Origin of the sequence: Mycobacterium scrofulaceum (assembly GCF_001667885.1) — a bacterium.
Taxonomy (GTDB): domain Bacteria; phylum Actinomycetota; class Actinomycetes; order Mycobacteriales; family Mycobacteriaceae; genus Mycobacterium; species Mycobacterium scrofulaceum_C.
In genome coordinates this window covers 1-12951 of record NZ_LZJW01000068.1, presented here as the reverse complement: position 1 = coordinate 12951, position 12951 = coordinate 1, and the positions used below count along the sequence as shown (strand labels likewise).

At 69.3% G+C, this 12951-nt stretch carries 10 protein-coding genes and 2 pseudogenes; 4 read left to right on the top strand and 8 right to left on the bottom strand.

Annotated elements, in window-relative coordinates; genetic code table 11:
• On the bottom strand, nucleotides 1-395 hold a 395-nt coding region (locus A5681_RS09635; protein ID WP_156737920.1), incomplete at its 3' end, for a leucine zipper domain-containing protein.
• A 100-nt stretch (nucleotides 396-495) separates the two neighbouring features.
• Nucleotides 496-1041: a hemophore gene (locus tag A5681_RS09630; protein ID WP_067272831.1), complete on the bottom strand. Its 546-nt coding sequence runs from the start codon at nucleotides 1039-1041 to the stop codon at nucleotides 496-498.
• 325 nt (nucleotides 1042-1366) lie between these two features.
• On the opposite strand from A5681_RS09630, the gene A5681_RS09625 reads away from it, so the two are divergent.
• Both A5681_RS09625 and A5681_RS09620 read left to right on the top strand, forming a co-directional pair.
• The gene (locus A5681_RS09625; RefSeq protein WP_067272828.1) at nucleotides 1367-4405 is read left to right on the top strand and encodes an MMPL family transporter; all 3039 of its coding nucleotides are present in this window, start codon (nucleotides 1367-1369) and stop codon (nucleotides 4403-4405) included.
• Nucleotides 4402-4926 carry a helix-turn-helix domain-containing protein gene (locus tag A5681_RS09620; protein WP_067272824.1) on the top strand — a complete coding sequence of 175 codons (525 nt, stop codon included), beginning with the start codon at nucleotides 4402-4404 and terminating at the stop codon, nucleotides 4924-4926. The genes A5681_RS09625 and A5681_RS09620 overlap by 4 nt, the downstream gene beginning before the upstream one ends.
• Here the strand turns inward: A5681_RS09620 and A5681_RS09615 are convergent, their stop codons facing one another.
• Together A5681_RS09615 and A5681_RS09610 are read right to left on the bottom strand one after the other, a co-directional pair.
• Nucleotides 4927-5610 (bottom strand): hypothetical protein, encoded by a 684-nt coding sequence (locus A5681_RS09615; protein ID WP_067272820.1) that lies wholly within the window; start codon nucleotides 5608-5610, stop codon nucleotides 4927-4929.
• Nucleotides 5607-6257: a hypothetical protein gene (locus A5681_RS09610; RefSeq protein WP_067272817.1), complete on the bottom strand. Its 651-nt coding sequence runs from the start codon at nucleotides 6255-6257 to the stop codon at nucleotides 5607-5609. Before A5681_RS09610 ends, A5681_RS09615 begins: the two co-directional genes overlap by 4 nt.
• Before the next feature lie 41 nt (nucleotides 6258-6298).
• On the opposite strand from A5681_RS09610, the gene A5681_RS09605 reads away from it, so the two are divergent.
• A complete protein-coding gene (locus A5681_RS09605) occupies nucleotides 6299-8284 on the top strand; it encodes a M13 family metallopeptidase (protein ID WP_067272815.1) in 1986 nt (661 codons plus the stop codon).
• On the opposite strand, the gene A5681_RS09600 is transcribed toward A5681_RS09605, so the two are convergent.
• The 3 genes and pseudogenes from A5681_RS09600 to A5681_RS09590 all read right to left on the bottom strand — a co-directional run.
• A complete protein-coding gene (locus tag A5681_RS09600) occupies nucleotides 8281-10503 on the bottom strand; it encodes a molybdopterin-dependent oxidoreductase (protein WP_067272813.1) in 2223 nt (740 codons plus the stop codon). The two genes, A5681_RS09605 and A5681_RS09600, sit on opposite strands and share 4 nt — an antisense overlap.
• A complete protein-coding gene (locus tag A5681_RS09595; RefSeq protein ID WP_067272811.1) occupies nucleotides 10500-11087 on the bottom strand; it encodes a TetR/AcrR family transcriptional regulator in 588 nt (195 codons plus the stop codon). Before A5681_RS09595 ends, A5681_RS09600 begins: the two co-directional genes overlap by 4 nt.
• Before the next feature lie 142 nt (nucleotides 11088-11229).
• Nucleotides 11230-12009 (bottom strand): annotated as a pseudogene (locus tag A5681_RS09590) (L,D-transpeptidase); the annotation flags it as partial.
• 27 nt (nucleotides 12010-12036) lie between these two features.
• Here A5681_RS09590 and A5681_RS27080 point away from each other — a divergent pair.
• A complete protein-coding gene (locus A5681_RS27080; RefSeq protein ID WP_419866304.1) occupies nucleotides 12037-12399 on the top strand; it encodes a hypothetical protein in 363 nt (120 codons plus the stop codon).
• 194 nt (nucleotides 12400-12593) lie between these two features.
• Here A5681_RS27080 and A5681_RS09580 read toward each other — a convergent pair.
• Nucleotides 12594-12951 (bottom strand): annotated as a pseudogene (locus A5681_RS09580) (MFS transporter); the annotation flags it as partial.

Genomic DNA, 12951 nt, shown 5'->3' with positions numbered 1-12951 from the left:
GTTGTCTTGGAGGCTCGGATCACCGTGCCGGTCAGCGGATCACACTCCCGCAGATAGGGCATTTGGTGGCGCCGCAGGATCGCGCTGACGGTACGGGCCGGCAGCCCCAACTCCGTGCCGATCCAGTCTTGGCCGCGACGTGAGCTGCGGCGCAACGCAACGACCGCGCCTTCGACCGCCACCGGCGTGCGGCGCGGACACCGATGCGGCCGTGATGACCGCTCCAGCAGACCCGCGATCCCTTCGTCGCGGAAACGGCGTACCCAACGATGCGCACATTGCCGCGAAACACCCAATTCCGAAGCGACATGGGCGACAGGGCGTTCACCATCGAGAACCCGACTGACCAACAAAGCGCGGCCATGAATCGTTAATCGAGCATTAGCGTGGGACACGAGGACCTCCGTGCGGTTGTGAAGACGTCAGACATCTCCACTAAGCCCGGGGGTCCTCCCCACAATCAACAACCGTCACTAACGTGTCGGCCGAGTACAGCTAGCCGGCGGTGTTGCCCCGCGGCGGCCCCGACAACGGGTTGGCTGCCGCCGGCGGTACCGGCCCGGTGGCCGCCGGCGGGGACGCTGGGGTGGCACCAAGCGCGCCCGCCGCGTTACCCGGCAGCGCGGGCAGCCCACCGGCCGCACCCTGGGCCTGCTGCATCATGCCCATCGCCTGGGTGGGCGAGATCGGCAGCTTGCACTGCAGCGACAGGTTGGTCAGCGGCTGGGCGATCGACGTCATGTCACCGGCAACCTTCGGGTTGGCCTCGAAGTAGGACTTCAGGCCGGTCATCGACTGGGGTCCCGCCTGCTGCTGCAGCATGGAGGTCATCGTCTGGTTGGTCTCCGGGTGCGAGTCCAGGTAGTCGCCCATGGACTTGGAGACCGAACCGATCGTGCGGGCGACTTCGCTGGCCGAGCACGGGTCGCTGGCGCCCGTCGCCGGCGCCCCCGCCAAGACCGCCAGGGCGGCACACGGCACGGTGGTGGCGATCAGCCCGGCAACGATCTTGCGGCGCCCGGACGCGGTGCCTCTGGTCATCGAAACTCCTTACGATTTGCGGCGTCACGCGCAGCGCCGACGCCCGCAAACGGCTGCTATGGACGGCCTCGTCGATCGCGGAGTTCCCCCGGGCCCCGCCGGCCACCCGACATCCTGCCATCGCCGGCATCCGCCCTGCCAGCTGCGACGCGGCCGTGTGAGCAATATCCCGCTGGTAACCGGTTCACAACGACTTGGCAGCGTCTTGGCAACAACCCCGTCGTTGCAGCTCAGCAACCAGAAAGCTCAACTCATCCACAGCCCGCTGCGGTATTCTCGCCAGCACGCGTAAGCGAACACGGGGAGTGAAGAAATCCAGCAGTTAATGATGCGCCTCAGCCGCAGCCTGCGTAAGTACCGCTGGTTGGTCTTCACGGGCTGGTTGCTGGCGTTGGTTCCTGCGGTCTATCTGGCCTTGACGCAGTCGGGGAATCTGACCGGCGGCGGTTTCGAGGTGGCCGGATCGCAGTCGCTGCTCGTCCACGACCAGCTCGAGGAGCTGTACCACGACCAGGGGTCGTCCTCGCTCGCGCTCGTCGCGGCGCCGCGCCCGGACGCCAGTTACACCGACATCAACGACGCCGTCGCGCTGTTGAGGCGCACCGCCGCCGAGGTCCCCGGCGTCTCGGAGGTGCCCAACCCCACCCAGCGGCCGCCGCAACCCGACCGGCCGTACGTGCTCTCGCTGCGGCTGGATTCCCGCAACACCAGCGACGTCGCCAAGCAGCTGCGCACCAAGGTCGGCGTCAAGGGCGATCAGGCCGGCCAGACCGCGGACGGCCGGGTGCGCCTGTACGTGATCGGGCAGGGCGCGCTGTCGGCCGCCGCGGCGCAGAACACCAAGCACGACATCGCCGCCGCCGAGCGCTGGAACCTGCCGGTGATCCTGATCGTCCTGCTCGCCGTCTTCGGCTCACTAGCCGCGGCGGCCATCCCCCTCGCCCTCGGCGTCTGCACGGTCGTGGTGACCATGGGGCTGGTCTACCTGTTGTCGGCGTACACGACCATGTCGGTGTTCGTGACGTCGACGGTGTCGATGTTCGGGATCGCGCTCGCCGTCGACTATTCGCTGTTCATCCTGATGCGCTTCCGCGAGGAGCTGCGCTCCGGCCGCGAGCCGAAGGAGGCCGTCGACGCCGCGATGGCGACCTCGGGCCTGGCCGTCGTCCTGTCCGGGATGACTGTCGTCGCCTCGCTCACCGGCATCTACGTGATCAACACCCCGGCGCTGAAGTCGATGGCGACCGGCGCGATCCTGGCCGTCGCGGTCGCGATGTTGACGTCGACCACGCTCACGCCGGCGGCGCTGGCGACGTTCGGCCGGTCGGCGGCCAAGCGGTCGGCCTTCCTGCACTGGTCGCGCGGACCGGAGGGCGGCCAGTCCCGGTTCTGGAACCGCTGGATCGGCTGGGTGATGCGGCGGCCGTGGGTGTCGGCGCTGGGCGCGTCGCTGGTGTTGCTCGTCATGGCCGCACCGGCGTCCTCGATGGTGCTGGGCAACAGCCTGCTGCGCCAGTTCGACTCGGCGCACGAGATCCGCGCCGGCGTGGGCGCGGCCGCCGAAGCCCTCGGTCCCGGCGCGCTCGGCCCGATCCGGGTGCTGATCACCTTCCCCGACGGCGGGGCCGCCTCACCCGAGCACGGCCAGACCATCGCCGCGGTTCGGCAGCGAATGACGCAGGCGCCCAACATCGTCACCGTCGCGCCGCCGCAGTTCGCCGAGGACAACGGCAGCGCCATGCTGTCCGCGGTGCTGTCGGTGGACCCCGAGGACATGCGGGCCCGCGAGACCGTCGGCTGGATGCGCGCGCAGCTGCCCAAGGTGCCCGACCGGGGGACCGCCCGGGTGGACGTCGGCGGACCGACCGCGCTGATCAAGGACTTCGACGACCAGGTGTCCAAGACCGAGCCGCTGGTGCTGGCCATCGTCGCGCTGATCGCGTTCGTGATGCTGCTGGTGTCGGTCCACTCGGTGTTTCTGGCGCTCAAGGGCGTGCTGATGACCCTGCTGTCGGTCGCGGCCGCCTACGGCAGCCTGGTGATGGTGTTCCAGTGGGGCTGGCTGAAGGACCTCGGCTTCGCCCAGATCAGCTCGATCGACAGCACCGTCCCGCCGCTGGTCCTCGCGATGACCTTCGGGCTGTCGATGGACTACGAGATCTTCCTGCTGACCCGCATCCGCGAACGCTTCCTGCACTCGGGCAACACCCGTGACGCCGTGGCGTACGGCGTGAGCACCAGCGCCCGCACCATCACCAGCGCCGCCCTGATCATGATCGCGGTGTTCGTCGGGTTCGCGTTCGCCGGCATGCCGCTGGTCGCCGAGATCGGCGTGGCCTGCGCGGTCGCGATCGCGGTGGACGCCACCGTGGTCCGGCTGGTCCTGGTGCCGGCGTTGATGGCGATGTTCGCCCAGTGGAACTGGTGGCTGCCGCCGTGGCTGTCCCGGGTACTGCCGTCGGTCGACTTCGACCGGCCGTTGCCCGCGGTCGACCTCGCCGACGTGGTGGTCATTCCCGACGACATCTCGGCGCTGACGGCGCCCAACGCCGACCTGCGGATGGTGCTCAAATCGGCGGCCAAGCTCAAGCACCTGGCCCCCGACGCCATCTGCGTGACCGACCCGCTGGCTTTCACCGGCTGCGGGCGCAGCGGCAAGGAAAGGCAGGGCGCCCAGCCGCAGGGATCCGACGCCGAGCGCGGCCGCGACCCCGGTCAGATCCCCCACCAGGTCAACATCGACGACGAGAGGGCGAGCGTCGCGGCCGCCGACCGGAAGAACGGCAGCAACGGTCACACCAATGGCGCCTCGGGGGCCAAGAAGCGGGTCGGCTCGCTGACGTCGCGCAACGGCATCGCCAAGGCGATCGTCGGGGCGGACCGGCCCGTGCACCCGGTGACGTTGTGGCGCGGGCGGCTCTCGGTCGCCATCGAGGCGCTGGAGAACGAGAGCGACGCCGACCGGCCCGTCTACGAGCGCCGCTGCCCGGTGGAAACCACCCATGTGCAGCTGCCCACCGGCGACCGGTTGCAGGTCCCGACCGGCGCCGAGACGCTGCGCCTCAAGGGCTACCTCATCATGTGCCGTAACAGCCGCCGCGATTATGCCGACTTTGCCGATATGGTTGAAACGTTGGAGCCCGAGACCGCCGCTGTGGTGCTGGCCGGCATGGACAGGTACTACTGTTGTCAGTCGCCCAGGCGGCAATGGATCGCCACCCAGTTGGTCCGTCGACTCGCTGATCCGGATCCCTGTGATTTCAACGACGAGCAGGGGTCGGAGGCCGACGCCCGCTCGGACTGGGAGGAGATCAGGCAGCGCTGCCTCTCGGTGGCCGTAGCGATGCTGGAGGAGGCGAGGTGACGTTGGCACCTGACCGACGCCCCGCGGCGCCCCAGCGGCCGGCGACCGAGCCGCGCGGGCGGGACGGCGCGCCCGCCCCGGACCCCGACCAGCCGGTGGAGTTCTGGCCCACGTCCGCCATCCGTGCGGCGCTGCAGGGCGGCGACATCGCCACCTGGAAGCGGATCGCCGCGGCGTTGAAGCGCGACCCGTACGGGCGCACCGCCCGCCAGGTCGAAGAGGTGCTCGAAGGCACCCGGCCCTACGGCATCTCCAAGGCGCTCTGGGAGGTGCTCGAACGCGCCCGCACCCACCTGGAAGCCAACGAACGCGCCGAGGTGGCCCGCCACGTGGGGCTGCTGATCGACCGCTCCGGCCTGGCGCAACAGGAGTTCGCCTCCCGCATCGGGGTGACGGCCGCGGAGCTCGCCGCCTACCTCGACGGCAGCACCAGCCCGTCGGCCGCGCTGATGATCCGGATGCGCCGGCTGTCGGACCGGTTCGTCAAGGTGAAGTCGACCCGCTCGGCCGAATCCAACTGATCACCTGATCGGCAGCACGTCGGACACCAGCCAGGCGTCGCCGTGCTTGGTCAACTCCACCCGCAGCGCGGGCGCCGACTGGCTCGGCGGTTGGCCCGGCGCGTTCTGGGTGACCCGGAGGATCACCGCGACACTGGCCGCCGACGGCCCCAGCGCCTCGACCCCGGCGGCCAGCGTGGCGGCCTGCGCGGTGACGTTGTGCTGGGCCAGTTCGGAGCTGGACTTCGTGTATTGCTCTTTGAAGGCGGAGGCGTGCTCGGGGACGATCAACGCGGCGGCCCGGTCGATGGAGCTGTCCGGTGCTCCCGGGGTGAACGACGCCATCGCCTCGGCCATTCCGGTGGCGACCCGGACCACGTCGCGGGAGTCGTCCTTGAAGACGCGGTCCGACCGCGTCCAGTGCGTGTACCCGGTGACCACCGCGGCCACCAGGGAGGCCGTGCACAGGAAGACGACGGCCAACCGCAGCCCCGGCGCGTCGTCGTCGGTGCCGACGCTGACCGAATCCCGCCGCAGCAGCCAGAAATTCACCGCCACGCCCTCGACGATCAGCAGCACGAGGACCGAGCACGCCGACACCCACCACAGCGGCCAGCCCAGGACCACACCGATCGCCAGCAACCCCGCGATCGCGGCCAGCGGGGCCAGGATGTCGAACGCGAGCAGTCGCAGCAGGTTTCTCATCGGATCGATTCCAGCCCCGAGATCATCAGCTTGCCGTCCACGTTGACCACGTCGAGGCGCAGGTTCCAGTGCACCGTCTGCGGTTTGGCGCCGGCGTTCTCGCTGACGGAGGTAGCGACCAGCATCACCGCGTCCAACCGGCTGGCGAACGGCGGCAGCTTGGTGGTGACCACCGGCCGGGAAACACCCGGCTGCGTGTCCAGGTCGCGGTGCACGGTCTCGACGGCCACGGCGTCGACCCGCCCGGCGCTCTTGGACTGCAGCTTCTCCACCACCTGCCGGTAGGGCTGCATGGCCGCGTCGAAGTCGGTGTTGAGTTCGCCGACCGTCCCGTCGTGCAGCCGTTGCAGGCTCGCGTCGACGTTCCCGCTGTTCATGTTGATCAGCACACCCGTCCACTCGGCGGCGGTTTGCATGACGCGGGACAGGTAGCGGCGTTCGGCCATGTCGTCGCGGTGCCCCGACCACAGGAAGAACCCGAACACGATCGCCGCCACCGACAGCACCCCGAGGACGGCCGATGCGATCCCGTACGGGGAGAACATCGGGCCGCCGGCGGCCTCCTCGGCACGGGCTTCGTCGGCGTCGGCGTCCTCCGCCTCCGCGACTTGCTCGTTGGTGGGCTCGGTGCGCTGGCCGTCTGACATGGCCCGATCGTCGCACCCGACAAAGATGGAAAGATGGCGGGGTGACTGTAGAGGCCATCCGCTCGGGCATCGACCTGAGCCACGTCGACGCCAACACCCGCCCCCAAGACGACCTGTTCGGACACGTCAACGGCCGCTGGCTGGCCGAATACGACATACCGGCGGACCGGGCGACCGACGGCGCGTTCCGCCACCTGTTCGACCGCGCCGAGGAGCAGGTGCGCGACCTGATCGTCGAGGCCAGCGAGACAGGCGCCGCGCCGGGCACCGACCAACAGCGCATCGGCGACCTCTACGCCAGCTTCCTCGACGAGGCGGCGATCGAGCGGCGCGGCCTGCAGCCCCTGCTCGACGAGCTGGCCACCGTCGACGCCGCCGCCGACGCGGACGCGCTGGCGGCGGTGGTGGGCGCCCTGCAGCGCACCGGGGTGGGCGGCGGGGTTGCGGCGTACATCGACACCGACGCCAAGAACTCGGCCCGCTACCTGATGCACCTCACCCAATCCGGCCTGGGATTGCCCGACGAGTCCTACTACCGGGAGGAGCGGCACGCCGAAGTGCTCGCGGCCTACCCCGGGCACATCGCCCGGATGTTCGCCCTGGTGTACGGCGGGTCCGCGGAGACGCACGCCGAGACGGCGGCCCGCATTGTGGCGCTGGAGGCCAAGCTGGCCGCCGCGCACTGGGACGTCGTCAAGCGACGCGACGCCGAGCTCTCCTATAACCTGCGCACCTTCGCGGACCTGCAGGCCGAGGGCAAGGGCTTCGACTGGGCGGGCTGGGCGACCGCGCTGGGCGGGACACCGGAATCCTTCGCCGAAGTCATTGTGCGGCAACCGGATTACCTCACCGCATTCGCCGACCTGTGGGCCAGCGGAGACCTGGAGGATTGGAAGCGTTGGGCGCGCTGGCGGTTGATCCGCGCGCGGGCGTCCTGGCTGACCGACGAGCTGGTCGCCGCGGACTTCGACTTCTACGGCCGCCTGCTCACCGGCGCCGAGCAGATCCGGGAACGCTGGAAGCGCGCCGTGTCGCTGGTGGAGAACCTGATGGGCGATTCCGTCGGAAAGCTCTATGTGGAACGGTATTTCCCGCCCGGCGCCAAGGCGCGGATGGACACGCTGGTGGACAACCTGAAGGCGGCCTACCGGCTGTCCATCACCGAGCTGGACTGGATGACACCGCAGACCCGGGAGCGGGCGCTGGCCAAGCTGGACAAGTTCGTCGCCAAGGTCGGCTACCCGGCGAAATGGCGCGACTACTCCGCGCTGGTGATCGACCGCGACGACCTCTACGGCAACTTCCAGCGCGGCTACGCGGTCAACCACGAGCGTGAACTGGCCAAGCTGGGCGGCCCGGTGGACAAAGACGAGTGGTTCATGACGCCGCAGACAGTGAACGCCTATTACAACCCGGGGATGAACGAAATCGTCTTCCCCGCAGCCATTTTGCAGCCGCCGTTCTTCGACCCCGAGGCCGACGACGCCGCCAACTACGGCGGGATCGGCGCGGTGATCGGGCACGAGATCGGCCACGGGTTCGACGACCAGGGCGCCAAGTACGACGGCGACGGCAACCTGATGGACTGGTGGACCGAGGCCGACCGCGCGGAATTCGGCGCCCGCACCAAGGCCCTGATCGAGCAGTACGAGGCGTACACGCCGCGCGGACTGGACGCCGGTCACCACGTGAACGGCGCCTTCACCGTCGGGGAGAACATCGGCGACCTGGGCGGGCTGTCGATCGCCCTGTTGGCCTACCAGCTGTCGCTTCAGGGCCAACCCGCCCCCGTCATCGACGGGCTCACCGGCGTGCAGCGCGTGTTCTACGGCTGGGCTCAGGTGTGGCGCACCAAATCCCGTCCGGCCGAGGCGATCCGGCGGTTGGCGACCGATCCGCACTCACCGCCGGAGTTCCGCTGCAACGGCGTCATCCGCAACATGGACGCCTTTTACGAGGCGTTCGGGGTCGCCGAGGGTGACGCGTTGTTCCTCGAGCCGCAGCGGCGGGTCAGGATCTGGAACTAAGCGACCGCTTCGATGCGTGCCGGCACGTGCTTGTGCCACGGCGTGCCGGCGTAGGGATCGCGCCATTCCGTCGAGGTGAGTGCGTTGGTGGCGACTCCCGGGATCACGGTATGCCCGTCGGTGTCGACGTAGTCGAGCCCGAAACCGTTGGGCAGGGCCGCATGTCCGGCCAGCATGGTCTCGGTGATTTCGACGGTGGCCTCGGCGCTGCCGGCCGCGGTGCTGATGCGGACCCGGCATCCGTCGGCGAGCCCGAGCGTTTGGGCGTCCTCGACGCTGACGCGCAACGCCCCGTCGGCGTCGCGTTTACGCCAGGACGGATCACGGATGATGTCGTTGGCGGTGTAGGCGCGGCGCTCGCCCACCGAGAGCACGATCGGGAAATCCGGCGTGGTGAGTCGCGGGGGCGCCTCGGCCAGCGCCGCCAATTCGGTTAGCATTTCCGGGATTTCCAGTGCGATCTTGTGATCGGCGTGGCTGATCAGCGCGAAATCGTCCTCGTAGTTGTGGACGGTGAACGTCACCCCCGACGGGGTGTCGAGGATCGCGTCGAACAGCGCGTTGCCGTCGGCGTGGCCGGCGCGGCGAACCGCGTCGGGATAGGTCAGCGCGGTCTTCTGGGCGAGCCCCCACAGGGCGGCCGCGCCGCGCAGGCCGTCGGGCAGCGTGGGCCCGAGCGTCTCGTACAGGACATAGGGCAGCAGCTTGGCGACCGTCGGGTTCGCGGTCGCGGTCAGGAACGCCTCTGTGTAGGCCTGCCGGCCACGCTGGGCCGCCTCGGCGAGCGGCCGCAGGTCCGCGTCGTCCACCACACCCAGCGCCCGCACCAGCCGGGCCCAGATCTCGGGTTCGGGCAGCGTTCCGGGCAGCGGCTCGAACAGCGGGTGGCGCAGCTGAAAAGTGTTGTGCGGGAATTCCAGATTGAAGAAGGTGGCCTCGGGCTTCTCGAACTGCGAGGCCGCGGGCAGCACGTAATGGGCGAGCCGGGCGGTCTCTGTCATCGCGACGTCGATGACTACCATCAGTTCCAGGGCTTGGAAGGCCTCCCGGCAGGCCGCCGAGTTGGCCAGCGAGTGCGCGGGGTTGCTGCTCTCCACGATCATGGCCCGGAACCGGTCCGGGTGGTCGGTGAGGATCTCCTCGGGCACCACGTTGCTGGGCACCAACCCGGCGATGATCGGAGCGCCGGTCACCGGCGTGCGGCCGGAGAACTGGCCGAACAGCGGCCCGAACGACGAATGTAGGTGCTGGCCGCCCTTTTTCGCGAAGTTGCCGGTGAATATCCACAGCAGCTTGTTCAGGTAGGAGCAGAGCGTGCTGTTGGGGGCCTGCTGCACGCCGAGGTCCTCGAACACCGAGACGCTGGCCGCCGCGCCGATGCGCCGGGCCGCCGCGCGCAACAGCTCCTCGTCGACGCCGCACCGTTGCGCGTAGTCGGACACCACGACCTCGCGCAGCGCGGCGCGTACGGTGTCGGCGCCGCGGACGCGCTCGTCGAGAAAGCGTTCGTCGCAAAGGTTTTCCTGGACGAGCACGGCGGCCAGCGCGGCCAGGCACCAGGCGTCGGTGCCGGGCCGCACCCGCAGGTGGAAGTCGGACATCTTGGCGGTGTCGGTGACGACGGGATCGATGACGATCATCGACCGGGCCGGGTCCTTGGCGATATCGTTGAGCACCACCCGGGCGCGGGGGAAGCTTTGCGACATCCACGGGTTCTTCCCGACGAAGACGGACACCTCGGCGTGCTCGAATTCGCCGCGGGTGTGGCTGCCGTACAGCTGCCCGTCGATCCACGCCTCGCCGGTCTTCTCCTGCGCCAACGCGTTTGACCGGTAGCGCGAGCCGAGGGCCTTGAGGAAGGCGCCGCTGTAGGCCCCGCCGAGGTGGTTGCCCTGCCCGCCGCCGCCGTAGTAGAAGATCTTGTCCCCGCCGTAGGCGTCCCTGATGTGCTTGAAACCCTCGGCGATCTCGACGATCGCGGTGTCCCAGTCGATTTCCTCGAAGCTGCCGTCCGGGCGGCGGCGCAGCGGCGACGTCAGGCGACCGCCGCTGTTCTGGTAGTGGTCCAGTCGCAGGGCCTTGTTGCAGGTGTAGCCCTGCGACGCCGGGTGCGCCTTGTCGCCCCGGATGCGGGCCAGCCGACGGTCCTCGACTTGGACGACGATGCCGCAGTTGCATTCGCAGAGGATGCAGGCGGTGGACTTCCATTCACCGGTCATCGCGGGACGTCCTTTCTGGTCGTCTCGGCCAGCAGCAGGTCGCGTAACTGGCGGTGCACGACGTCAAGGGGGGACAGGTCACGGCGCACCCGGGCCAGCACGATCGCGCCCTCGAGCGCGGTGGTGGCCAGCATCGACAGGTCGGCGGCCCGCTGGCGCGGTATCCCGTCGGCGATGAAGCGCTGCGCGATCAGGTCGGTCCAGCGGTCGAACACCGACGCCGCGCGCTCGACGACCGGCGCCATGCGTTCGCCGTCTTCCTCACCGGCTTCCACCGAGACCGCGACCACGGGGCAGCCGGCGCGGAAGTCGCTGTCGAGCAGCTGGCGGCGGTACTTGTCGATCAGGATGTCGATCAGCTGGGCTCCGCTGTCGGCTTCGGCGATGATCCCGGCGACGTGTTCGCCGGCGTAGTCGACCGCCTCGCAGAGCAGTTGCGTGCGGCCGCCCGGGAAGTAGTGGTACGCCGACCCCCGCGGCGCGCCGCTGTGCTCGAGCACGTCCGAGATCGCGGTGGCATGCGCGCCCCGTTCCCTGATCAACAGCGCGGCGGAGACCACCATCCGCTCGCGTGGACTGCGCATCGCCGCTCCTCGGGGTCAGAGATATGTATGATGCTATACATAATCGGCTGGCCCGCGAAAGGCCGCGCCGGTTCGGATTCGCCCCCAACCGCAAAATCGCCCGATTCCGGCTCGGAATGGGCGATTTCGCGCGGCTGAGGTTTTAGTTCATCCAGTCGGCGGAGCCGTCGTTCTTCTTGTAATTGCCGCCGCTGGAGTTCTTCACGACGATCGGGTCGCCCGGACCGAAGTTGTCGAAGAACCACTTGGCGTTGGTGGGGCTGATGTTGATGCAGCCGTGGCTGACGTCGCGCTTGCCCTGGTCATCCACCGACCATGGCGCGCTGTGCACGTAGTCGCCGACGTTGTCGAAGCGGACCGCGTCCTCGACCGTCACCTTGTAGCCGTAGGTCGAGTTGACCGGGACCCCGTAGGTGGAGGAGTCCATGACCACCGACGCCTTCTTGTCCTGCACGTAGTACGTGCCGTTGGGGGTCTGGTGGTTACCGGACGTCATGCCCATCGACATCGGGAAGGTCTTCTCCACGGTGCCGTTGCGGGTGATGGTCAGCTGGTGGGTGGAGTCGTCGGCCGTGGCGATCAGCGTGTCCCCGGTCTGGAAGTTGGTCACGGTGCCGCCGGCGTCGACGGTCACCGCGGTGTGCGCGGGCCAGAAGTTGATCGGGCGCCACCGCAACTGGGTCGGGGTCATCCAGTAGAACTTGCCCGGCACCGGCGGCACCGACGAGACGTGCACGGCGTTGATCGCCGCGCCGGCGTCCTCCACCGTTCCCGGGAAGTTGATGATGATCGGCTGGGCCACGCCCACCGTCGAGCCGGTCTTCGGAACGAACGAGGGCGGCCCGAACGGCGGCGTGCCGGTGAACGGGGTGGGGTTCTGCCCGTCCGCCGAGGTCGCGGCCGGCTGGGCCGCAGGCCCAAGGGGGCGATCATCGGTTGCCTGGCCGGGTTGACGGTCGCGTTCGTGGTGCTGACCGCGCTGGCCCTGGGTGGCCGTCCCGCCGCGGCCGCGGCCCTGATTGGGACGGCCGCGATCGTGCTGTGGGGGGCGATGGCCACGGCCGTGTCGCCGATGATGCAGTCCGCGGCGATGCGCAGCGGGGCCGACGACCCCGACGGGGCGTCGGGGCTCTACGTGACGGCTTTCCAGGTGGGCATCATGGCGGGCGCGCTGGCGGGCGGGCTGCTCTACGAGCGCAGCGTCGTCCTCATGCTGACCGCGTCGGCCGGTTTGATGGCCGCCGCACTGGTCGGGGCGGCCGCCAACCGACAGGCGCTCGACGTTGCGCCGACAAGCTCACGCGATTCATAGCCAGCCAGCTCAACGGCCAAAATGGCGGTATAATCGCCCTCCACGCGGGCCTGAATTTGTTAGCTGGCGGGCGCCCTATGCCACACTGTGTCAGGAACTCGAACGTGGAGGATGCATATGTCGGGCTGGACGCGCGGGCGGCTGTCGGCCGCCCTGAACGCAGCCGGATTGGCTTCTGTCAGCTTGGCGCTGGTGTTGAGCGCCGCCCCGACCAGTGCGGCGGCCATCAAACCGGCCGACGCGGTCAGCATGAGGACGACGCTGCGCTCGTAGAGCAGCCCGCCCGCCAGCGCGCCCGCCATGATGCCCACCTGGAAAGCCGTCACGTAGAGCCCCGACGCCCCGTCGGGGTCGTCGGCCCCGCTGCGCATCGCCGCGGACTGCATCATCGGCGACACGGCCGTGGCCATCGCCCCCCACAGCACGATCGCGGCCGTCCCAATCAGGGCCGCGGCCGCGGCGGGACGGCCACCCAGGGCCACCCCGGGCAGCATCAGGAACGCGACCGTCAACCCGGCCAGGCAACCGAAGATCGCCCCCTTGGGCCTGCGG